This is a genomic window from Streptomyces sp. NBC_01003 (genome assembly GCF_045162695.1).
In the GTDB taxonomy this organism is placed as follows: domain Bacteria; phylum Actinomycetota; class Actinomycetes; order Streptomycetales; family Streptomycetaceae; genus Streptomyces.
Window position 1 is genome coordinate 1,849,514 of the sequence record NZ_CP108707.1, and the last position, 21,791, is coordinate 1,871,304.

The window sequence follows — 21,791 nt, forward strand, 5'->3', positions numbered from 1 at the left end:
CGATGGGTGCAGCTCGTTCCGAGGGAGGTGCCTGATCATTCCGGCCACTCCAGGTTGACCGCAACGGATCGACGATACGAACTGTCCATTCACCCGTCGAGATCGAGGCTGCGCAGACCGACGATGCCGAGCATGGCGTGGGAAGCCGTTGCCCCTCGCCGGCGGGAAATTCCACCCCGATGCGAAGTCGCAGGCGCTGGCCCTGGTAGCGGCTCGGCGCGCGCGCCGTGTCGGTGATCCGGGGCGTCATCCAGGTCGCCGGCGCCGAAAACCTGCCGCCACATGCTTCCGTGATCGCTCCGCTCCCGGGTCTCTGGTTGCGTGCCAGGACGCCCGACGGGGCGGACTTCCGGCGTGCCGTCACGTTCCTCCGGCTCGGCGGCCGGACTGCGCCAAGGCACGGCGCAAGACGCCACGGCAAGAGAGCCCAGGAGGGTGCGGTCTGTCCCCGCGGCCGCAGGGACAGACACTGCCGGCGCGGCCGCCGGCGAACAGCGAAGACCAGCAAGGCCGGGACGACTGCGCAACGCGCGGCCCGAACGGGGCGACAGGACGGTCGAGGCGGTGATGCACGGCAGGCGTTACCCCGGCACAGGAAGTGTCACCAACCTGTCCAGCAACAACACCACACATTGCCACCGACCAACGTCACCAACCCCGCCACCCGAGGAAGTCCCTATCCACAGGCCACAGCCCCACCATCAAGAACCGACACTGCCCCAGTGACGACATTCCCCTGCCGGCATCACAACGGCACTCCACACAGGGGACACATAGAACAGCTGGAAGACGGGACCGAGGTCAGGCGCGGAGTGTGGATGGCCAACGCCAAGAGCCGGCGGGACGAACTCACCGACGACAAACTCCAGCGGCTCGCGGACCTCGGGCTGACCTGGGCGGCTGGTGAAAGGGACGCTTGATGAGCGGTGACAGCTCTGAAGAGCAGCGGGTACAGGCGGCCGAATGGCGGCACGACCTGAGGTAGATGACCACCCCGTTCCTGCCATGCCTCCCTCTCCTTCCGTCGCGCCCCGGTGGGCCGTGATGACCGTCTCGCCCATGCCACCCCGGCACGCCTGTCGGGCCCGTAGGGCCAGCCGGGCCGGAGGGGCCGGAGGGGCCGGGCGGGCCGGGCAGACCCTGCTGAATGCTGCTCCCCTGGAGGGCGATGCGCCGTGCTTGGAGTTCGTCGATCTGCTGCTGGTGGGCGACGATCACAACTGCCTGCGCGACGAGCATGACGGTCAGCGCTGCGCCGATTGCAAGGCGGCGTTGCGGGCTACGCCACGCCTCTTTCATACTTCCCATATCATTCCTCACGCTATGTGATGACAAGGAGCAAAGGGCAAGGGCGCGGCAAAGGCGGACCTCTACGTCGAGCGTCCTTCCCGGGGCGACCGGGCACGCCACTTCTGCCGATCATTGCGGGGAGGGGCTGAAGCACGTCACGGGCGCGGCGCAGGCGGGCGTGCGGAACCATGTTCACCTACTTCGGGCGCCCCTTCGGCGCGCGGAGAAGCCCAAGAGGTGTCACGGGCTTCGACGTCTGCTTTCAAGTCACAACCGCTATGAATGCGACGGAACGGGAACGGCCCCCGGCGGCCGGTTGACGATCCCGCGCCGTGCCACCGGTGCGTCCGGCACTCTCGGCGGCGCTGCACCCCGTCCGGGCGCTGTCCACAACTCCGACTGCACTGTCCGGCCCCACGCAAGGGCGGAATACCCTCCAGTGCGCGCCGGAGGAGTCGGCCAGTGCGGCCGAGTGTCTAACTTGGAGCCGGCGCCGGCGGAACGACAGCATCCTTCCCGTCCTTCCCGCTCGCGCCGTCCGTCCCGTTCGTGCCCTCCTTTCCGTCCTTCCCGTCCGTGCCGTCCTTGCCTGCCGGGCCGATAGGGCCAACGGGACCAGTGGGACCGGGGGGACCGGACGGCCCTGAAGGGCCAGGCTTGACGCTCGCCTGGAGGTCGACGGGCTGCATCCGCAGGTCGTCGATCTGCATTTGCTGGGCGACGAGCAGAGCTGACTGTGCGGCGAGCGCGACGGTCAGCACCGCGCCGAGCACGAGGGGGCGCCGCGGGCTACGCAGCGCTTCGATCACGCTTCTCACATCACTCCTCACGCTATGTGACGGCGAAAGTGTAAAGGACGAGGCCGTGGCGGGGGTGGACCTGCGCGTCGAGTGTTTTCCGAGGTCCGCGGCGAGCGCCATGCTTCTGCCGTTCGCGACACGAAGGCGCTGAAGCACAACACCGGCGAAGCACGTGGGAGAACCTGGCGCCGTTCAAGGCCAGGAGCGCGAAGCGGTGCCGGATCGGCCTTCGACCGCACTGCGAAGGGTGGCAGCGGAGGCCCGCGTACCTTCGGCCACAGACCACCGCCGAAACCCGCACCCTCAACGCCGTCCCCACTCCCGAACCGCAAACGGGCCTGACGGGCACCCGCCTCGATCTACACCGAACTCATCAGCTCCCCCGGCGCAACGGTCGCCGAACTCGCCCTGGCCGCAGGCATCGGACGCTCCACCGCCGGCAAGGCCCTCACCACCCTCGGAGATCGCGGTCCGGCCATCCGCGAGAAAGGCGTGCGACATGGACCCTGGCCGCGCCCCCGACCGCTGGCGGTGCTTCCAGGACGAGGCCGCCGACAGCAGCGAAGTTGAGGTGCCCGACGACACTGTCAGCGCCAAATAGGACGAGTCCTCGGCCACGGGCTCCGTAGGTACCGAAGACGTCGCGGAAACAGATGCCTCCCCAACCCTGGCCGATGAGCCCAACGCGGGGGCGACCGCGCAAACACCCGCGCAGGTCGAAGCACTCCGTGTTCCCAAGACGAACAAGGAGGCGGCCGCTGCGGACGAGGCGTGTACGGACCCGGCGGCCATGAAGCCCCGGGCCGAGTCCCCTCCTTGCACCGCAGCCACTGAGCCGGTGGCAGTGCTTGCTCCGAAGGCTCGCATGGCCCCAGGTGCGCTGCGGCAGAAGGTCCTCGACCACCTCCAGACCAACCCGGATGACGCGTTCACCGCGACCCGGATCAGCCGAGTGATCGAAGGAACTCGGGCGCGATCGCAAATGCGCTGACTCCTCGCCCGGCAGGGCATCGCCGAGCAGGTGAGCGACATCCCGCGCACCTACCGACTGGCAACACCACAGCCCCTACCGAGTAGATGCCACCAGCACGGCGGCGGGCGCCCCATCAGGGCTGCCCGCCACAAGACCTCATTCCTGTGAACTGGCCGTACTGTCAAGGCCGGTGGGGTCAGTGGACAAAGCCGTGATGCGATCGCCCCCTACGGCCGGCGCCCGTTGGGGGACCTGACGCGGGCACCGGAGAGTGCACGGCGGCGGCCCGGATCAGCAGATCGGCTCCCTGGTCGGTCATCGTCTTCTCCCGCAGCCTTGACGTGAATGCAGCCCCGGCCCGCGCGTGCGGGCCGGGACGGTACCGGTCACCTGGTGGCTCTGGCGGCCTCCTCGATCAGCTTTGCGGTGGCCTCCGGGTGACTGATCATCGCGACGTGGGACGAGGTCGGCACTTCGACGACCTTGCGGAGGTTCGCACGGCTGTACATCCAGCGTTCGGCCGCGGGCGGGATCGCCTTGTCCCGGCCGGCAACCAGCCCCCACGACGGGATCGTCCGCCACGCGGCGGCCTGAGTCGGGTAGGTGAAGGAGTCGGCATCGAAGGGCCGTTGGATGGCCTGCAGGAGTCGGAACGTGGCTGTGGACACGTCGGCGGCGAAGGCTGCCTGGCCGTCCTTGCTCAGATACAGGTCGGTTCCGGTGGTGCCGTCGGGCTTCGTGTAGGGGACCGGCACGCTCACGGGCAGGACCTCGCTGCCTGGGAACTTGTCGATGAGCTCGCCCTGGGTCTCGCCCACATCGGGCACGAACGCCGCGATGTAGACCAACGCCTTGACGTTGTCCTTTCCGGCGGCGGCATTCGTGATGACGGTTCCACCCATGGAATGTGCGACCAGCACGACCGGCCCGCTGATGGAGTCCACCAGACTCCCGATGTACGGGGCGTCGGTGGGGATACCTCTCAGCGGGTTCGCCCCTGCGATCGTGCTGTACCCCTTGCTCTGCAGCTCCCGGATGACTCCGTTCCAGCAAGACGAATCGGCGTAGCCGCCGTGGACCAGCACGATGGTCGGCTTGGCGCCCGGCGCGGGGCGGCTGCCGGTCGCGGCCGTGGCGCTGCTCGGGGTGAGGATCGCGGCCGATGCCGCGGCGGCCGCGCCGGTGGCAATGACTCTGCGGCGGGTGAACGTGGGGCGGACGGACATGCGGATGCTCCCGAGGTGGTGGGCGGAGCGGGGCGGGTACGGGGCGTCTCGTCCGGGCGGAGGCGCCGCCCGGACGAGACGCGGGCGGGCGGCTGCTAGGAGCGGCCGCCCAGGCTCTCGGCGGCTTGCGCGATGACGGCGGCGACGACGGCCGGGCGGGAGACGTAGACGGCGTGGCTGCCCGGGGTTTCGGATGCGGTCGCGCCGGCCCGCTCGGACATGGCCCGCTGCGCCGCCGGAGGGATCATGCGGTCGTCGGTGGCGACCAGGTACCAGGACGGCTTGGTCTGCCAAGCCGGTTCGGAAACGGCTCCTTCGAGGGCGTCGACGCCCCAGGGGACCTGGGAGTCGGCCATGAACGCGGCCTGCGCCTCGGGTACGTCGGCGGCGAACGATGCCGCGAACTTGTCCCGGTCCAGGAACAGGAACCCGTCCCTCGGCGGCAGGATCGGCGGGACCGGCGCGCCGGGCGGCGGGTCGGCGATCAGGGAGCTGACCGACTCGCCCTTGTCCGGCGCGAACGCGGCGATGTAGGTGAGCGCGGCGACGCCCGGGTGGGTTCCGGCTTCGGTGATGACGGCACCGCCGTAGGAGTGGCCGACGAGTACGGCCGGGCCGTCGAGGCCGTCGAGAACCTGGCGGGTGGCGGCGACGTCACCGGCCAGTGACACGGTCGGGTTCTGTACGACAGCTACCCGGTACCCGTCGGCGGTGAGGTGGTCGTAGACGCCCTGCCAGCCTGATCCGTCCACGAAGCCACCGTGTACGAGCACGATGTTCCTGATGGTCGTCATGATCATGTCCCATCGGGCGAGACAGGCTCGATGCCTGTCCGACGTGTTCCATCCAAGCCGCGGGAGAGCGGGCGGAACACGCAGAGCAGCATGCAGAGTTGTGGGAGGACGGAATTCCGCGATCAGGACCTGGCGGTGGCCAGGACGTGGCAGCGACGGTGGGCTTCGGTATCACCGATCGACTCGAAGACCTGTGCCGCTCGCACGTAGGTGAGGCGGCTCTCCTCGGGGCGTCCCTCTTCGGCCAGCAGCGTGGCCAGTTCCTCCAGGGCACCGGCATGCCGGAAGTCGGAGACCTGGAGCGCGTCCAGGAGGCTGATCGCCTCGCCGAGCGTGGTGATTGCCTCGGCACGGCGGCCGAGGTGGCCCAGGCACTGGCCGATGCGGATCAGCGCAAAGGGCCGGCTGTGGTTCGCGACACTGGGAGTCATCCCCGACCTCTCGTCGTCCATCAGAGCAAGCCCGGTGCGGTACTGCTCGAGCGCCTCTGCGTAGCGTCCTTGGCTGCGCAGGCAGTGGGCGACGTTGGCGAGGCACTGGACGTAGCAGTCGGTGTCGCCGATGCTCTTGAACGTCTCCGCTGCCCGGGAGGAGAACACGAGGGCCTTCTCCGGGCGTTCGAGCAGGAGCAGTGCTCCCGCGGTGTACTCGAGCGCCCAGGCGACCTGCGCCGTGGCGTCGCTGCGGGTGGCCAGCTCCAGGGCCTCGTCCGCATACCGCAGTGCGGACCGAGGATCTGCCGGCGGCACCGAGTGGACCCAGGCCAGATAGTTCAGCTGAGTCGCCTGCTGCGCCAGGTCGCCCAGAGCGGCGGCGGCCTGCGCGCCGAGCGCGAAAACCTCATGCCAATGCGGACTGTGCACCCACCGCTCTGAGAACCAGTGCATCGACTCCGCGCAGTCCAGGACGAGGGAGTGCTCTTGGCTGCTGCTCGTCGCAGTGCGCATCGCCCCCACCCAGGTGTCCAGATTCACCCGTAGCCACCAGTCGGCCTCTTCCGCTGAGGCCAGGGCGGCGAGATCGGGGTCGGGCCGGTTCGGCCGTCCGTAGCCGGGTTCGAACCAGCGGCCGGCCATGGTGGCCATGCGCAGCAGCCACGATGTCACCGTGCCCGTCACTGCCTGAGCTCCGGCCGGGGACTCCTCCTCCTTGAACCGGTCGCGTGCGAACAGGCGAACCAGGTCGTGGAAGCGATAACGGCCCGCCGTGCTGTCCTGCAGCAGGCCCAGGTCGACCAGGTCATCGAGTGCGGTCCAGGCGTCCTCGATCGGCATCGACCCGGCCACGGCCGCCAGAGCGGCGTCAAAGTCCCGGCCCGGTATCACGGCCAGGCGGCGGAAGACCCGTCGCGCACTCTCGGAGAGCTGCTCGTAGGACATGCCGAACGCGTTGGCGATCCTGAGGTCTCCGGCCTTGAACTGATCGAGCCGGCTCTCCTCGTCTGCCAGTCGTCCGGCGAGTTCGGCCGCGTCCCATGCGGGCCGGCTCGCCAGCCGGTTGCCGATGATCTGCAGGGCCAGGGGCAGCCCTCCGCACAGTTCGGCGAGCCGGGTGAGTGCCGACTCCTCGTCAGAAACCGCGCGTTCGCCCAGAATCCCGGTCAGCAGTCGCATGGAGTCGGCCAACGACAGTGGTCCGAGGCCGAGTCGGCGCACGCCCTCCAGACCCGCCAGCAACCGCCGGGAGGTGACCAGCGCCCTGCTCATGCCTGCCGCCGGCAGCAGGGGCCGTACCTGCTCTTCGGAAGCGGCGTTGTCCAGGACCACCAGGGCCCGCTTGTCGTGCAGCAGCGAGCGGTACAAAGACGCCCGCTCGTGGAGATCGCCCGGGACCTGCGGGGCCGGGACACCAAGTGCGCGCAGCAGTACCAACAACGCGTCCTCAGAAGCCAACGGGCGCTGGGACATCCCGAACAGATCGATGAAGTACACCCCGCCCGGAAAACTCGGACGTACCGAATGAGCGCCACGGACAGCAAATGACGTCTTACCCAGGCCCGCCGAGCCGGTGATGAGCCCTACCACCCCGACGCCGGGCGCACTCTCGGCATACACCAGCTCGCTCATCCAGATCAGTTCCGCGCCGCGACCAGTGAAGTCCTCCACGATCCGGGGCAGTTCACACGGCCCACCAGGACGCGTCCAGTGCCTCTGCAGCCTGCCTTCGCGAGCTATATCGATCAATTGCCGGCGGGTCCCCTCTTCCAGCGCAAGCGCGTCCGCCAACGCGGTGACGGTGCGATGCTGTGGTCCCGTGCTGCGTCCCCGCTCCATGTCCGACAGCGTGCGGGCGCTGACCCCCGACACCTCCGCCAGCTGCTCCAACGTCAAACGCGCCGAGCGCCGGTGAGCGCGCAGCACTTCCCCGAAACCCAGTTGTGCGGTCATGCCCCCACGCCTCCAAGCAGCGAACACACTCACGGCCTGCCAAGCACCCCACAGCTGATCCGGCCGACCTCATCGCTGACGCTCTACATCACTGTGCCGTACGAGACCTGGCCCCGCAGCAGTTGAAGGGCCTGTACCTGCAGGATTTCGCCGCCCACGCCCACCGTGCCGTCGGACATGCGTCACCACGGGCGCATCCGCCGCGATCCGTAGGGGCGGACGCCCATCACGCCCGCGGCCTGGCCGAAACGCTTCGGGCGGTCACACCACCAGCGCCGCGTGCAGCGCATTGAATGCCTCACGAAGTTCTGACCTGGCGATCGGATCGATCTCCATCTGCAAGTGACAAACGGTGTCGTCGCCGTTGGGGGTCAGGCGCACGAAGAAGGCGAAACCGTCCCCGACTGGCTCCGCGTTCAACGTCAGCGGATTGTTGCGGCCCGTGGTCACCGCCGCCGAAAAACGGACACCCGGCGAAATGCGCAGGTGAGAGAGCATCTGCGCTGCGAAGTCCATAGCCTCTGCAGCGCTGAGATCCACGGTGAAGTCAGCCGTCAGGCAGAAGCTCCAGTCCGCGGCGATCTGCCAACTGTCCCCACCAGTCCGAGCCAGTTCCCTCATGTGGAACACCATCGGCGACTGGTTCGAGAACGCCGACCGACTCTGGCACCTGGATGAGGGTCTGGATGCTCTGTCTGGCTCGGCGCACGCACTCGGCGGGGTGGACTCCGGGGGCCATCGAGAACGAGAGACCAACGTGGCGTAGGTCGTAGCTGTGGAGACGCCTCGCCAGCTCCAGGGCGTGCTCGTCGTCGATGGCTCGCGTAGGTGGGCGCCCGTGCCGGGGCGGGCTGTCGCCCCGGCACCGCCGCGTCACTCCTCGTCGCGCAGCCGGGCCGCCAAGGAGATCAGCGGCTCGGTCTCCTCGGTGTGGCCCAGGGCGGTCAGGCGGGCGACCGCCGCGTCGAGGCGGGTGAGAGCGGGGGCGGGGCGTTCCAGGTAGAGGCCCTCCACGGCACCCGCGAGCCGGACACACTCGACCCACTCGCCGGCGCGGTCGTCATCCCTTGCCGGCTCGCCGAGCAGAGCGAGGGACTTGTCCAGGGCGACCAGGGCGTCCTCGTACTCTCCGGCGTAGGCGTTGACCCGCCCGTATTCGTAGGCCAGGGCCGTGTCCAGCGAACGGCCGTTGGCGTCATGTTCCGCGGTTCGCGCCTCGTCGGCGACCCGGCCCGCGTCGGCGAGGAAGGCGAGCGCGTCGGCCAGGCCGTCGGGACCCTGCTGCTGGGCCTGGAGGCGGGCAAGTTCGCGCAGACAGTTGCTGAGCTGGTCGTAGCGCGGGGCTCGGGCGTGGGCGGCGAGTGCCTGGTCCGCCACTGCTCGGGCGCGACCGAACTCGCCGGACTCGCCGAGGAGTACGGCGCTCTCCGCAGCGATCATGGCGTGGCTCCCCGGGTCGTCGTCCCAGCGGGCCGACTCGGCCGCGAGGGTGACGAACTCGGCCGTGGCGGCCTTGAGGTCCTCCCCCGTGTGCAGTGCCCGCGCCCGGGTCAGGCGAAGTTGTGCGATGAGCCGGTCGTCCAACTCTCCGGCGGCGACGTCCGGTTCGGCCAGCAGGGAGTCGAGCAGAGCGATGCAGTCCTCGACGCGGCCCAGGTCGAGGCTGAGCTGGGCCGCGTTGCTGTAGGTGCAGAACGCGTCCGTCCGGCTGCCGCGGCGAAGCTCCAGCTCCGCCGAGCGCGTCAGATGCCGCAAGGCCTCGTCCGGGCGGCCCAGGTGCATGCAGGCTTCGGCCAGATCACCGTGGAGGCGGGCGGTGTCGATGGCATCGGCCGGCCAGTCGGCGGCCAGTCGCAAGGCCTCGGTCAGGTCCGCGTGCGCGGCCTGCGCGTCCCGGAGGCCGAGCTGGAGCCGGCCGCGCAGTCCTAGCGTGCGGGGCAGGTGCCATGCGGGACCGTGCGCCTTCAGCCGGTCGAGGAGGGCGTCGATCTCGGTGACCGCGGCGGGCAGGTCGCCGGAGATGGCGTGCGTGCTGGCCCGCAGCAGTAGGGCGCCGGAGAGCTGCCCGACGAGGTCGTGCCGGGTGGCGAACGCGTGCAGCACGTCCGTCTCGGCGAGGACCGGCCCGACGTGCTCGTCGCTCCTTGAGGTCTGCAGGCGCAGGCCGAGCGCGGTCGCCTTCAGCCGCATCAGGCGAGCCTCCTGGAACGGGGCGAGGCCGGGCGTCTCCTCGTGCAGGCGGACCATGGACGCATGGGCGCTGGTCAGCGCGGCGGTCTTCGCCTCGGCTCCGTCGGCGCCCTGCACAGGAATCTCGGCGGTAGCGAGCAGAGCGCAGGCTCGGGAGAACGCCGCGTGACCCGGTTCTCCGGCGTCGTCGTACAGGGCCGCGGCCTCCTCGTGGAGGGCGGCGGCGTCGGCGAACTCGTCCCTCTCGCCCGCCCGGCCCGCTTCCTCGGCCAGCAGGTCCGCGCGCAGCTGTACGAGCGGGCCCACGGCCGGATCGTCGGGGTGGGCGTAGTCCCGGGCGGCCACGAGCGTGCGCAGCCGGGCCCAGCAGGCATGTGCGTCCGGGTGCCCCTGCTGGTCCAAAGTCCTTGCTTGAAGGACGAGTTCGGGCAAGAAGTCGGGGAGGGCAGCGGTCGTACGGGCGGTGGGCTCGGCAACCGGGGCAGCCGGGCCCGCATCGTCGAGGCCGCGGGTACGCAGGGTCAGTTCCAGTGTCTCCAGGAGCGGGGCACGGTCGAGACGAGCACTGCGGCGGTCGGTGTGGGCCGTGGTTCCGTTGCGGGCGTCGAAGCGGGCGGCCAGGTCGTCTGCGCGGCCGCGCACCTCGGCACGCAGGCCGGCCACGGTCCAGGTGCGGCCGGCGTACCCGGCGGCGGGCAGTTCGCCGTGGCCGAGGAGTTCGACGCGCTGGAGGAGGGCCTCCACGCCGGTGAGGAAGTCGAGCAGGTCCAGCGGTGACTCCACCTCCGCGAACAGGTTCCGGTTCTCTGCGAGCAGTTCCAGACCGCGCGCCTCGTTGCCGGTCAGCGCGCAGAACTCCAGGTGCCGGCCGACCTCCCCGGCCATCGAGGGGTTGCGGCGGCAGGCGCGGTAGCCGGCAAGGTGCAGCGCGCGGGCCCGGTCGGTGCGGCCCGTGCGCAGCAGGGGAAGCAACGCGTACGAGACGGAACGCGCCGGCTCCTCCTGGCAGGAGTCCTTCCCGGCCAGGACCGGTTCCCACGTGCGCAGCGCCCGCTCGTCGTCGCCCGTCCCCAGGTGGTAGAGGGCGCGCTCGCAGATCTCGCAGGCCTCGCAGTCGCTGAGCCGGGTGCGGGTGCGGCCCGCCCACAACTCGTAGGCGAGCGAGGTGTCCTCGCCCAGGTGTGCGGCGAGCTGGTACGCCTGCCCGTAGTACGGCTGAAGGTCGAGGTCGGCCTTGACGTACCGGTCGCGCATCTCGGTCAGCCACTGGCGCAGGCCGGTCAGCGGCACCTCCGGCAGTGCGCGCAGGGCATTGGCAACCCACTTGAACCGCCAGAACAGCATGTGGCGCATGCGCTCGTCGAAGACGTCGGGCTGCTCATCGAAGAGGTTCAGCAGGCGGGCGAAGACGACGGGCGACTTACGGGGCTCGGAGCCGTAGGTGTAGGCCTCCTGGAGTTCGAGGAGGGCGTACGCGAGCGGGCCCGGCTCCGCGAACTGCTCGGCGGCGTCGACGAGTTCCTCGGCGGTGACGGTGCGGGTGCGGCCGTAGGGCAGCTGGTCGTTCTCCTGGAGCGCCTGGAAGAGCTCGTCGGTGTTCTGGGGATGGGGTGCGGTCGGCATCGTCAGCTGTCCTTGCGGAGGGCGTGGGCGAGGAGGTCGAGGAAGGAGCGGTTGATGAGGCTCGATTCGGCGGGCCTGAGAGGGCGGCGGGACAGCAGCGCGGCCTGTCCGTAGAGCGCCTCGGCGCTGGTGCGGGCCAGCTCGGGCTCGTCGATGGCCACGGCGGTGCGCACCAGCGGGTTGCGCTGGTTCAGGATGAGCTGGGCGCGCGGTGCCTCCTGGCGCAGGGAGCCGAGAATGTCGCCCCACAGACCGCCCTCCTGCTCACGGGCGAGCTGGGAGCGGGTGCGCTCGTGCCGGGCCTCGCGGCTGTCCACCAGGAGGGCGGGTGCGGAGGCGGGCTGGAAGGTGCGCAGCGCGACGTCGCAGTCGAAGACGGCGAGGGCGTCGCGGGCCAGGGCGAGGTAGGCCGCGGCGGCGAGTTCCGTCTCCCGGTCGACGGGGTCGAGGTGGGCCGTGAGGGTCGCCGGGTCGAGGTCGGCGACGCTGACTTCGGGCCTGATCTCGGGCAGCCGGTGGACCAGCTGGCGGTCGTAGGTGTAGCCGCCGTTGACGACGCCGAGCCCGGCGGCCGAGGCGATCGCCGCGACCTGCCGGAACTCCTCCACGCTGGACGTCACGAGCACGGTGCGGTGGGTGCGGGCGAACTCGTCGAGAGTGGAGTGCCCGTCCGTGGTCTCGAACGGCAGCCAAGGCAACAGCATCCGCAGGATCTCGTCGTCGTGCACCGCGAGCGACTTCACGGCCAGGTGGTGGGCCTGGAGGAAGCGGGCGAGCAGGTCCGGGTCGCTGGCGGCGGCCCGGGCGATCCACGCACGCAGCCGCTCGGCGAGGGCGTCACGGACGGCGGCAAGCGTGTCGTCCTCGTAGAGGGACTCGCGGGACGCCGTCGGGCGCAGGCTCTCGGCGTCGACGACGCAGCGGACGAAGAAGGCCCACTCGGGCAGGATCTCCTCGGCCTGCTCGGACAGCAGCATGCCCTTGACGTGCACACGGTGGCCGTGACGGCGCCCGGCCGGCACCGCCTCGGGCAGCACACAGGCGATGCCCTTCAGGCCGACGGCCGGCAGGTCCAGCTCGATGGTGTCCAGCGGCGTGAACCCGAAGACCTCCTCGCCGTACGCGGCCAGCGCACGGGAGCGGGCTCCCGGCGTGGGATACGTACGCGCCCAAGGCGCGGGCTCGGGGTTGACGGGCACACCCGGGCCGCCCGTGCCGTCGTCGAAGGTGACCGGGTGGCGCAGCAGAGAGCCGAAGTGGCGGGCCAGCGCGTGCACCTGTGCCGGGCGGGTCCACTCGCCCGCGTCGGCGCGCGGCGTGAGTGTGACGGTGGTGCCGGGCCGGGAGCGGGCGGAAGCAGGCAGGGTACGGACGGTGTAGCTGCCGTCGCCGCGTCCCCGCCACTCCACGGCGGGGGCGTCGGGGGTACGGGCGGAGCGGCTCAGGACGTGGATCTCGTCCGCGACCAGGAAGCAGGAGAGCAGGCCGATGCCGAACTGGCCTATGAAGTCTCCGCGTTGTTCGGCGATCTTCTCGGCGCGCTTGCTGCTGCGGCCGATCGTGGCGAGGAAGGTGTGCACGTCGGCCTCGGTGAGACCGACGCCGTCGTCCTCGACGCGTACTGCCGAGCCGTTGGCGTACAGGCGGATACCGAAGGCGTCGGCGGGGGCAGCCGGTTCGAGGCCGTGCCGCGCGGTCAGCGCGTCCACCGCGTTCTGGAGGAGTTCACGCAGGTAGACGCGAGGGCTTGAGTAGAGGTGGTGGGAGAGGAGATCGACGAGGCCGCGCAGATCCACCTGGAAGGTGCGATCGGTGCCGGCCGGGCTCAAAGGGGTGTCGGGCAGAGTCATCGGGCAGTCCGGGGTGAGGTGATCGAGGAGTGGCGGGCGGGGCGGCAGGTTCAGGCGTTGCGCCGGGCGCGGGCGTACATCTTTTCCGGCTGCGCCATGTACTTCCACGGCCATGCGGTATAGGCGCCTTGGAGCTCCCGGAAGACCCGTGGCAACGCGATGCTCTCGGAGGCAAGCGACAACGCCATGGCAAAGATGTTGAAGTCCTCCTGCCAGCCCGGGCGACGCACGTAGGCGGGGTGGAGGATGCTGCGCTCGGCCGCGTCCAGCAACTCATCCTGGATCTCGGGCGTCACGAGGCAGTCCTCACTGTCCGACTCCACCCAGTCCTCGATGTGAGCCATGGTGATCACACAGCCGAGGCGGTCACCCTCGGGCGCGCCGGCAAACGCCTTGCGGGCGAACGCGAGGGACTGGCCGGGCTCGCCGCCCCACCGGGGCTGCAACTGCGACACCCACTCGATGTGGGTCTCCAGATCCAGCGGCTCGCGGCGCAGAGCGGCGTCCAGCCGGGTCTCGTTGACGGCAGACCCCAGTGACATGCCTCGACCGGAGGTGAGGAGGCGGCGCCAGGGCGTGACCCATTCCGGCCTCAACTCGGCGGCCTCCAGCAGCTGTTCCTCGGCGATGCGGAGCCGCTCGTGGAAGACGCGCCACTGCTCCTGCGTGACGTTCACCGCGCGGTCGGAGGTACGCGCCTCCCAGCCCCAGCTGATGTGGCGCGCACCGGATATCAGCAGAGCCGTCGCCCGGTGCTCCTTGTCGTCCTCGACGGCCCGGCCGATCCAGTCCTGCACACCGTCCAGGTCGGCCAGTTCGGCCAGGACCTGGTGGTCGCGGCCGAGATCGAAGGGGGCCAGCGCAGCCTTGACCGCCTCCCAGTCACCCGAGCCGGCCGCCTCCACCAGCGCGAGCACCCGCGTGTCCCCGAGCGCGCGCAGCGTGTACATCCCGTTCTTCTGCCTGCGTGAGACGGGAAGCGCGTACGGATCCGCCGACGGTCTCTCCGCACCCCTGCCGAACAGCTTGTCGAACATGCCGCGCCCTCCCCAGGTCCCGCGTGATCATCCGGTGCAGCATAAACGGCACCACTGACACCACTTCCACAGGGTTTTCACCAGCGCTTCACCGGCGCCGTGCGGGTCGTCCCGCCCTCACCCCTCCCGGTCCCCCGCCGACACCCCTGCGACGGCTCCGGCTCATGACCGAGCCGGGACGCAGTCGTTCAGGGCCTGACCACCCCCTGGAACTCCGGTCCGGTGGAAGGCCGGGTCAATCACATCAAGATGATCAAGCGCCAGATGTTCGGCCGCGTGAAATTCCCGCTCCTCCGCAAAGGCGTCCTCCTTACCACCGCCAGCCCGTCGGCACAGCCGGTGACTGCTGAACAGGCCCGGTGATTCCTGAGCACGGACAAGGAGTGAGTCCTCGAACGGCTCTCGCTCTAACTGGCGTCGAGCGCGGCCGCGATGCCTTCAAGGATCCCGACGAACTCTTTGGCCGGGATCTCGACCATGAAGACCGCACCGGCGTCGTCGGGGTGGTTGATCAGGTGTTCCTCACGCCAGAACTCCAGCGTGATCACTAGTCGGTCCTGTTCGCGGAACAGGTAGGCCATCACATTGTCGGTAGTGGGCCCCCAGAGAAAAGCCCGGAACCGGCTGCGCAGTCGGTAGTCCGCCTCGGGCTCGTCGTCATCCCCTGCGCGGTGCATGAGCCGCCGGTGTGTGGCTTCAGCAGAGATGCCGGCGAACGGCAGGGGAGAACTCTTGCCCGACCGCAGCCAGGCGGCGGTGTCCAGCGCGTCGCGGCGGAACTGTGGGACGTATGCCACGTTGTCGTCGCAGGTCAGCCGCCTTCCAGCTGCCCAGAGGTCGACCTGGCGCAGTGGGCCTGCCTCGCCGACCTCTGCGGCGAACCTGAGCGTGTCTCCCAGAACCACATTCATGCCGGTGACCGTCGCAGGTTCAGCCCTTCATGAACAAGCCAATACTCCACTGGGCCAGCAGCCCGCATGCCTCGCCAGAAATCGAACGACCGCTGACCCTGGCGCCTCCCGAGGTGGTGAAAATCCACTGTCGGTTCTCGGGTTCTGGCCCACGTTTTGTGGTGGCGCGTCACCGCTCGACGGATTCAAGTGTCTGAGCTGCAACAGCTAGCCGCCAGGCTCGGGCGTTCAAGCCGCCGGGGTGAGGAAGTGGCGGCCGCCGCGCAGCGTGGTGCACAGTTTGCGCTGGGTCGCGCGGCTGTCGAGACGTACGTCGAGGGCCCCGGGAAGCCCACTGTCCGCCCGCAGACCCGTGGGCAGTCGTGAGTCGTCGAGTCCGTCGCGCCTGGCGATGAGAACGCCTAGTTCGTGACGGCTCAGGGCCTCGCTTCCACCGAGATGGTGAATGCCTCTCGCATCTCCCGACGCGAGTTCCATGAGAGCTGCGGCCAGGTCGGCCACATGTACCGGGCAACGGATGTCGTCCGTGAACAGGACGCCGGTGCGGACCCCGGCGGCAAGTTCGTGCACAGCACGCTCATGCACGGACTGCCCGTCGCCGATGATCAGTGAGGTGCGGGCGACCACAGCGTCCGGATGCACGAGAAGAACCCCTGTCTCTGCCGCGGCCTTCGCCGCCCCGTACGGGGTGACGGGATCAGGCAGGCAGGACTCGTCGTAGTGGACACGGGCGCCGGAGAACACGGCGTCACTTGAGACATGGACCAGACGGCTGCCGGACTCCACCGCTGCCATCGCCAGACGGACAGCCCCCTCGGCGGTGACCGCCCAGTCCGCCCCGCCGCTCGATGCGTTGATGACGACACGAGGGCTGACCTCGGCCACGACCGTTTCTGCACTTCCGGGATCCCGCAGATCGAGGGCGTGCCACGCGACCTCTCGACCGCTCCCGGGCCTGGTCGCGTAGGTCGCGGCCGTCCTTGGCCCAGCCGCTGCCGCTTGCCTGACGAGCTCGGCACCCAAGAAACCGGAACCACCAACGATCAAGACTGTCACGACGCCACACCTTAGACCGACCGGCCAATGTCCACTCCGGCTATCTGGGGCACGGCCGCCTCCGCCGGCTCGTCGTCGCACATCGGTACCAGCAGACGACCTCGCCGGCGTTGTCCTACGAAGCGATCAAGTCGCGAATCCCAATGAGCGGTCGAGTCGTCGCTGGGCTTCGGGCGGCCAGGTTCTTTGAGCCATCAAGAGGCGACAAACCGACAGCCATACCCAAGACCCCGGGGCTTTCCTGATCCTACGAATGATCAGATCCGACCCGCTGGAAAGGTAGGGCACGCTGAGAGGCCCACATGGATCAGATGAGGCTCGCGAACGGGTGTGGTTTTCGGCGCCGTCAGCCTTCGCGCGAAAATGCAACAGCGCCTGGTCTATCTCTGAAGGCCCATGGGCCGACGGTTGGCACGGAGTTCCGCCCTCCCGATCAGGGTAGCCGTACGGGCAGCCGCCGACCGCCGATGCCCTATCGGAAAAGGAGCACGCCCATGCGCCTCTACGCCCAGACCCCGGCACGTCGAAGCCGCCAGGTCCTCGCAGACCTGATCGCGGCGGCCCTGATCTACGCCGCGGTGAAGCTGGCCTTGGTCGTGCACGACGCGATCGGGCGACTGGCCGATCCGGGCCGCAAGGCGGAAAGCGCCGGCAACAGCCTCTCCGACGGACTCGTCGACGCCGGCGAGGCTGCCTCGAAGGTGCCGTTCGTCGGAGGCCAGTTGAAGAAGCAGCTCGGGTCCGCCGCCGAGGCCGGCACGGGGCTGGCCGACGCAGGCCGTTCGCTCCAGGACACGGTAGGGCACGTGGCCACGCTGACCACGGTCGTCCTGATCGTCATCCCGGTGGTGTTCGTGCTGCTGCTGTGGCTGCCCCCGCGCCTGCGTTGGATCCGCCGCAGCGCCGTCACCCGACGCCTCGCCGCCGATCCGGGTGGCGCCGACATCCTCGCGCTGCGCGTCCTCACCGGTTCGCAGCGCGAACTCGCGGCGGTGCCCACACCGCCCGGCGGCCTCGCGGAGGCTTGGCGGCGCGGCGACAAACAGGTCATCGCCGACCTGGCGGCGATCGGCCTGCGGCAAGCGGGTCTACGCGCCTGACGGCGGAGCAGTGGGCGGGACCCGGGCCAAGCCGAAAACGGCGCCGGCAACAGCAGCAGCGCAAACCGGGCATTTCTCGAAAGGGAACAAAAGCACCAACTCAGCGGTCCCGGTCCCGGTCCCGGTCCCGGTCCCGGTCCCGGTCCCGGTCCCGCCGCAGCATCATGTTCGCCGGCTGCCCTTATGGCAACGAGAAGCTGCGCACCGACCTCAGCCGGCCCTACGGGCGAGTGGCCGTGGTCTACCGGGAGTCGATGGCGAAGCCCGTGATCGCCGACTACCGCGAAGTCACCAATGGCATGCGGTGCCGCGTCTGAACTGGCGGCGTGTGATGCCCGGCTGCCCCCGCCCGCTGCACGTCGCTGGCGTCACCGCCCACCCAACACCCTGCCTGGGCCACGCAGCGACCCCGCAACCTTGCTCGGCAGCCGATGTCCCCGAGCAGCGCACCGGGCAGGGTAATGGGCCGACGTCCGGTGGCGGGCATGCCCGGTCGTGGTCTTCGGGGTTCGGAATCCCTCATGTCCCGGAGACCGCGGAGTTGAGCAGATCACCCGGCAACAGGGCTGGAGATCAAGCTGAGTCAGCGAGTCAGGCCTGCGGCCTGCGGTCGTCCCACTCGGTGAGGACCATGTCGTGCTTGCCCTTGTCCAACCCGACGGGAACCTTCCCCTGTAGGTACTTGGGTCGCGGACAGCCGCCTTCGTTGAGCGACGGTGTCGCGGATCTCGTCGATGTCGGAGAGGTCGAGCTGTGGGTCTATGCCCCGGCTGAAGAGGTTCAGGGCCAGGGTGAACAGGCAGACGTTGCCGGTACGCTCGCCGTTGCCGAACAGAGTGCCTTCGATGCGGTCCGCGCCTGCCAGGAGGGCGAGTTCGGCAGTGGCCACACCGGTTCCCCGGTCGTTGTGCGGGTGGACGGAGAGGATCAGGGAGTCGCGTCGGTCCAGGCGCCGGTGCATCCGTTCGACCTGATCGGCGAAGACGTTGGGCGAGTCGGCCTCGACCGTCGTCGGGAGGTTGAGCGTGACCGGGCGGGCGGGGCTCGCGTCCCAGAGCGCCGCTACCTCGTCGCAGAGGTCGAGTACGAGGTCGGGTTCGGTGAGGTTGAAGGCCTCCGGCGAGTACTCGAAGCGGAGCCTTTCGCCAGGGCCCTCGTCCGCGCGGCGCAGGCTCCTGGCTCCTCCCCACCGCGGAAGTCGTGCCGATTGCCCGGCAGGGGCCGACGGACCACCACGATCAGGCGGCCATCGGCGTCGATGACCACCTGATGGGCCGTGGAATAGCGGTGGTTCTTGGACTGCTCGGCCCCTGCGTGGTCGCGGGTGGGCACCAGGGTTCTGTCCACGATCAGTACGGTGCTCCCGCGGAACCGCTTGCGAGGCTGCGGCCCGAGTAGCGGCCCGATGTGATCGATGATCCGGTCCGCGGCCGACTTCGAGATCCCGAACAGCGAAGCCGGCTGACGCATCGTCAAGTTCGTTCCCCAGTACGCCACAACCAGCGGAATTCGGTCCCCCACCGGGAGGCCCCAAGGGCGCCTCGCTGCGGAACGGCGGCGTCCTGACGATGCACCACGTTCACCAACTTGCCGAAGAGCTGCGGGCTCAATCCAGCGAACGGGGCTACCCAGACACCTCAGGGCCCTAATTCGTCAAGTCAAGCTATTGAGGCGCTGGGTCAGGCGCTGTCGTCATCGAACGGTGTTTGCGCTGGTTGCGAGCGCATCTGGTCCACGCATCGCGCCAGCGGCGGAAGAAGGCGTAGACCCGGACCCAGGCCGGGATGGCTCCGGCTGCGTCCAGCATCTGGCGGTGGCAGTACCCTTCGGGCTGCCCGCCCCGCCCCTGGAGCCAGGCCGGCACCGGCCGCAGCGACGGGACGGCCGCCCACTCGGCGTCCGCCATATCCGAGGGATACCGGCGCACCCGGTCCGGATGGTCGGACGCGTTGCCATACACGTGCGCGAGGCAATCACGCGACCGGGCAAGCGAGTTGAGGTCAACGGGCACCGGCGCGTGCAACAACGACAACAGGGCCTCCGGGAACCGCTGGGAATGAGGTCGCACCCCCGAGCTACCGGGATGCCCTGCCCTCATGCGCGAACGGCCGGAAGATCACCCGACCAGGAACTCTGTTCGACTTGCACCTTCCGAGATCGGTTGAGAGACGGCTTCTCATCCCAGCGACTGACCCTGCCAACAACGCAAATGAAGATCACGGCTTACGGCTGTCATGTAGGACGCACACCACCACATACACGCAGACGTTGACAACCGCGCAGCCGTTGTCCGGCTGATCGCTCAGCCGGTGTTCACACAGGGTTGGTGTCCACTCGCTTCGATGAGCGGGCTGCGGCACCCACCCTCGACTGTCCATGCCCCTGTGAGGAGCTTCCATGGCCCCCGATCCGATCATCCCGACATCCGAGTCCGAGCTCGGCGACAGACCCGGGACGACGACCGGCACCACTCGCCGTAAGTTCCTTCAGAGCACGGGGGTCACCGCCGGGGCGCTGGCGCTCGGCGCGACCGCCGGGGCGGGCGGCGCGTACGCCGCTCCGAATCCCAGGTACGTCTTGCCAAAGGGCTTCGAGGGCAACATGTCCGACCTGAAGCATGTCGTGATCCTGATGCAGGAGAACAGGTCCCTCGACCACTACTTCGGCACCTTCCCGGGCATACGCGGCTTCAGCGACAAGCAGGCGCTGCGGTTCCAGGACGGCACTACCGTCTTCCAGCAGAAGGACGACAGCGGCAACATCGTCACCCCACAGGTCGACGACGGAGCCTGGGGCAACGACCACGGAGCCTGGGGCGATGTCGACCATCGCAAGTGGGACCTGTGGGTGCAGCACAACGGCGCCAGCTGCATGAACTACCACAGCGACACCTACATGGGCTTCTACCACTCGGTCGCCGCGCAGTACACCATCGCCGACCAGAACTTCTGTTCCGAGTTCGGGCCGACCGACCCCAACCGCAAGTACCTGTGGAGCGGTACCGCCAACAGCGAGACGGGCAACACCGACGAGTCCAACTACTCCCGTTCCTGGACCACGGTGGCCGAGCAGCTCCAGCAGGTCGGCATCGACTGGCGGCTCTACTCCGACAACAGCGGCAACGGGCGACAGGGTTACATCAGTACCTGGGTCGGCGACTACGGCGACAACGAGCTGAAGTACTTCAAGGGATTCGACCCGGAAGGGCTGAGCGCGGACGACCCCAAGCTGCGGCCCGGCACCGGGCTGATCTGGCGCGGCAACGCCACGTACTACTCCGGCATGACCGCGCCCAACGACGACTCCGACGCAAACCTCGACTCGGTCCTCAAAGACCTCCATGACGCCTGCCGGCCGGGCGCGGAGCACCCGCTGCCGGCAGTCTCCTGGATCGTGGCGCCCTACGGCTGGTCCGAGCACCCGGGCGCGGACACCCTGCACGGCGAGCGCTACGTCAAGAAGACGCTCGCCATCCTGCAGAGCAACCCCGACATCTGGAACCACACCCTCTTCATCCTCAACTACGACGAGAACGACGGGAAGTTCGACCACGTGCTGCCGCCGTGGCCCGAGCCGGGCACGTCGCGCGAGTACGTCGGCGACTACCCGCTCGGCTTCGGTCCGCGAGTGCCGATGCTGCTGGTCTCGCCGTGGACCCGCGGCGGCTACGTCGCCTCGGAAGTCTTCGACCACACCTCGACGATCAAGTTCCTCGAGACCTGGGCGACCCACCTCGGCAAGCCGTTCCGTTGCCCCAACATCAGCGACTGGCGGCGCTCGATCGCGGGCGACCTGACCAGCGCGCTCGACTTCGCCCACCCGCAACCGGGGCCGGCCACCTTCGTGGACCCGCTGGCCGAGCAGTCGGTGTCCATCGCCGCCGACCACATGAAGCCGCGCCCGCTGAGCTTCCATCCGCACGCGACGATCTCGGAGGACCGCGCGACGGGGACGGTCACCGCCAGGATGACCCTGACCGGCGGCCCGAAGGACAAGGCCTTGAGCTTCCAGGTCTTCCCCGACAAGTACCAGCCGTTCTCCAGCACGCCCTTCACCGTCACCGCGCGCAAGACGCGCGAGTACACCTGGGACGCCAAGGCCACCGACGGCAAGTACGCGTTCTCGATCTACTCCAACGACGGGTTTGTACGCTCCTTCGCCGGCCAGGTAGCGCACGCCGGAACGAGGGACGGTGGCCTCCCGCGCGTGGAAGTCGACCTGCTGCAGGCCGAGGGCACCAAGCACGAGGCTCGGGCGAAGCTCACGTTGCACAACGACGGCACCAAGCCGGTGGACTACACGCTCACCGCCAACGACTACCTCGGCCGTACCCAGAAGGTCACGGTGGCCCACGGCGCGAAGAAGGTCGTCATGTGGCCGACCCAGGAGGGCTACTACGACGTGGTCGTCACCGTCGACAGCGACACGGCCTGGACGCAGCGCTACGCCGGCCGGATCGCCACCACCGCAAAGGACTGACCGGCAAGGACATCCGCGGCGACGGCGCACAACTGCGACCGGCAGGGCCTCCTGGTGCTCGGTGTGGCTTCAACA

The 21,791-nt window shown here is 69.2% G+C and carries 14 protein-coding genes and 4 pseudogenes; 5 read left to right on the forward strand and 13 right to left on the reverse strand.

Annotated features, from left to right (window positions below):
* Window positions 1–1,179 precede the first annotated feature (1,179 nt).
* Complete coding sequence (locus OG698_RS08600) at window positions 1,180–1,329, forward strand: hypothetical protein (RefSeq protein ID WP_406102423.1); 150 nt, start codon at window positions 1,180–1,182, stop codon at window positions 1,327–1,329.
* Window positions 1,330–1,766: 437 nt separating this feature from the next.
* Here OG698_RS08600 and OG698_RS08605 read toward each other — a convergent pair whose 3' ends face one another.
* Window positions 1,767–2,099: a hypothetical protein gene (locus OG698_RS08605; RefSeq protein ID WP_406102424.1), complete on the reverse strand. Its 333-nt coding sequence runs from the start codon at window positions 2,097–2,099 to the stop codon at window positions 1,767–1,769.
* A 348-nt stretch (window positions 2,100–2,447) separates the two neighbouring features.
* On the opposite strand from OG698_RS08605, the pseudogene OG698_RS08610 reads away from it, so the two are divergent.
* Window positions 2,448–2,570 (forward strand): annotated as a pseudogene (locus OG698_RS08610) (hypothetical protein); the annotation flags it as partial.
* A gap of 879 nt (window positions 2,571–3,449) precedes the next feature.
* Here OG698_RS08610 and OG698_RS08615 read toward each other — a convergent pair.
* From OG698_RS08615 to OG698_RS08660, 10 genes and pseudogenes are all read right to left on the reverse strand, one after another.
* Window positions 3,450–4,289, reverse strand: a complete 840-nt coding sequence (locus tag OG698_RS08615) for an alpha/beta fold hydrolase (RefSeq protein ID WP_406102426.1) — start codon at window positions 4,287–4,289, stop codon at window positions 3,450–3,452.
* Window positions 4,290–4,384: 95 nt separating this feature from the next.
* On the reverse strand, window positions 4,385–5,083 hold the full coding sequence (locus OG698_RS08620; protein WP_406102427.1) for an alpha/beta fold hydrolase: 699 nt from the start codon (window positions 5,081–5,083) through the stop codon (window positions 4,385–4,387).
* Window positions 5,084–5,205: 122 nt separating this feature from the next.
* Entirely contained in the window at window positions 5,206–7,149 is a 1,944-nt protein-coding gene (locus tag OG698_RS08625) for a tetratricopeptide repeat protein (RefSeq protein ID WP_406110918.1), read from the reverse strand.
* A 126-nt stretch (window positions 7,150–7,275) separates the two neighbouring features.
* Window positions 7,276–7,470, reverse strand: a pseudogene (locus tag OG698_RS08630) (helix-turn-helix domain-containing protein); the annotation flags it as partial.
* A 261-nt stretch (window positions 7,471–7,731) separates the two neighbouring features.
* On the reverse strand, window positions 7,732–8,091 hold the full coding sequence (locus tag OG698_RS08635; RefSeq protein ID WP_406102429.1) for a hypothetical protein: 360 nt from the start codon (window positions 8,089–8,091) through the stop codon (window positions 7,732–7,734).
* A gap of 252 nt (window positions 8,092–8,343) precedes the next feature.
* Window positions 8,344–11,283 (reverse strand): hypothetical protein, encoded by a 2,940-nt coding sequence (locus OG698_RS08640; protein ID WP_406102431.1) that lies wholly within the window; start codon window positions 11,281–11,283, stop codon window positions 8,344–8,346.
* Between the two features lie 2 nt (window positions 11,284–11,285).
* Window positions 11,286–13,133 carry an HSP90 family protein gene (locus OG698_RS08645; protein WP_406102432.1) on the reverse strand — a complete coding sequence of 616 codons (1,848 nt, stop codon included), beginning with the start codon at window positions 13,131–13,133 and terminating at the stop codon, window positions 11,286–11,288.
* Between the two features lie 50 nt (window positions 13,134–13,183).
* A complete protein-coding gene (locus OG698_RS08650; protein WP_406102433.1) occupies window positions 13,184–14,170 on the reverse strand; it encodes a hypothetical protein in 987 nt (328 codons plus the stop codon).
* Window positions 14,171–14,577: 407 nt separating this feature from the next.
* Complete coding sequence (locus OG698_RS08655) at window positions 14,578–15,081, reverse strand: hypothetical protein (RefSeq protein WP_406102434.1); 504 nt, start codon at window positions 15,079–15,081, stop codon at window positions 14,578–14,580.
* Between the two features lie 228 nt (window positions 15,082–15,309).
* Window positions 15,310–16,137, reverse strand: a complete 828-nt coding sequence (locus tag OG698_RS08660) for an SDR family oxidoreductase (protein ID WP_406102436.1) — start codon at window positions 16,135–16,137, stop codon at window positions 15,310–15,312.
* A gap of 494 nt (window positions 16,138–16,631) precedes the next feature.
* Here OG698_RS08660 and OG698_RS08665 point away from each other — a divergent pair, with 494 nt between their 5' ends.
* Together OG698_RS08665 and OG698_RS08670 are read left to right on the forward strand one after the other, a co-directional pair.
* Entirely contained in the window at window positions 16,632–17,237 is a 606-nt protein-coding gene (locus OG698_RS08665) for a hypothetical protein (protein ID WP_406102437.1), read from the forward strand.
* A 164-nt stretch (window positions 17,238–17,401) separates the two neighbouring features.
* On the forward strand, window positions 17,402–17,554 hold the full coding sequence (locus OG698_RS08670; protein ID WP_406102438.1) for a hypothetical protein: 153 nt from the start codon (window positions 17,402–17,404) through the stop codon (window positions 17,552–17,554).
* 377 nt (window positions 17,555–17,931) lie between these two features.
* On the opposite strand, the pseudogene OG698_RS08675 reads toward OG698_RS08670, so the two are convergent.
* Together OG698_RS08675 and OG698_RS08680 are read right to left on the reverse strand one after the other, a co-directional pair.
* A pseudogene (locus tag OG698_RS08675) lies at window positions 17,932–18,408 on the reverse strand (2-isopropylmalate synthase); the annotation flags it as partial.
* A pseudogene (locus OG698_RS08680) lies at window positions 18,360–18,847 on the reverse strand (transposase family protein); the annotation flags it as partial. The pseudogenes OG698_RS08675 and OG698_RS08680, both read right to left, overlap by 49 nt.
* Window positions 18,848–19,634: 787 nt before the next feature.
* Between OG698_RS08680 and OG698_RS08685 the strand changes: the two are divergent.
* Window positions 19,635–21,716, forward strand: coding sequence for an alkaline phosphatase family protein (locus tag OG698_RS08685; protein WP_406102439.1), 2,082 nt, complete (start codon window positions 19,635–19,637; stop codon window positions 21,714–21,716).
* The last annotated feature ends 75 nt before the right edge of the window (window positions 21,717–21,791 follow it).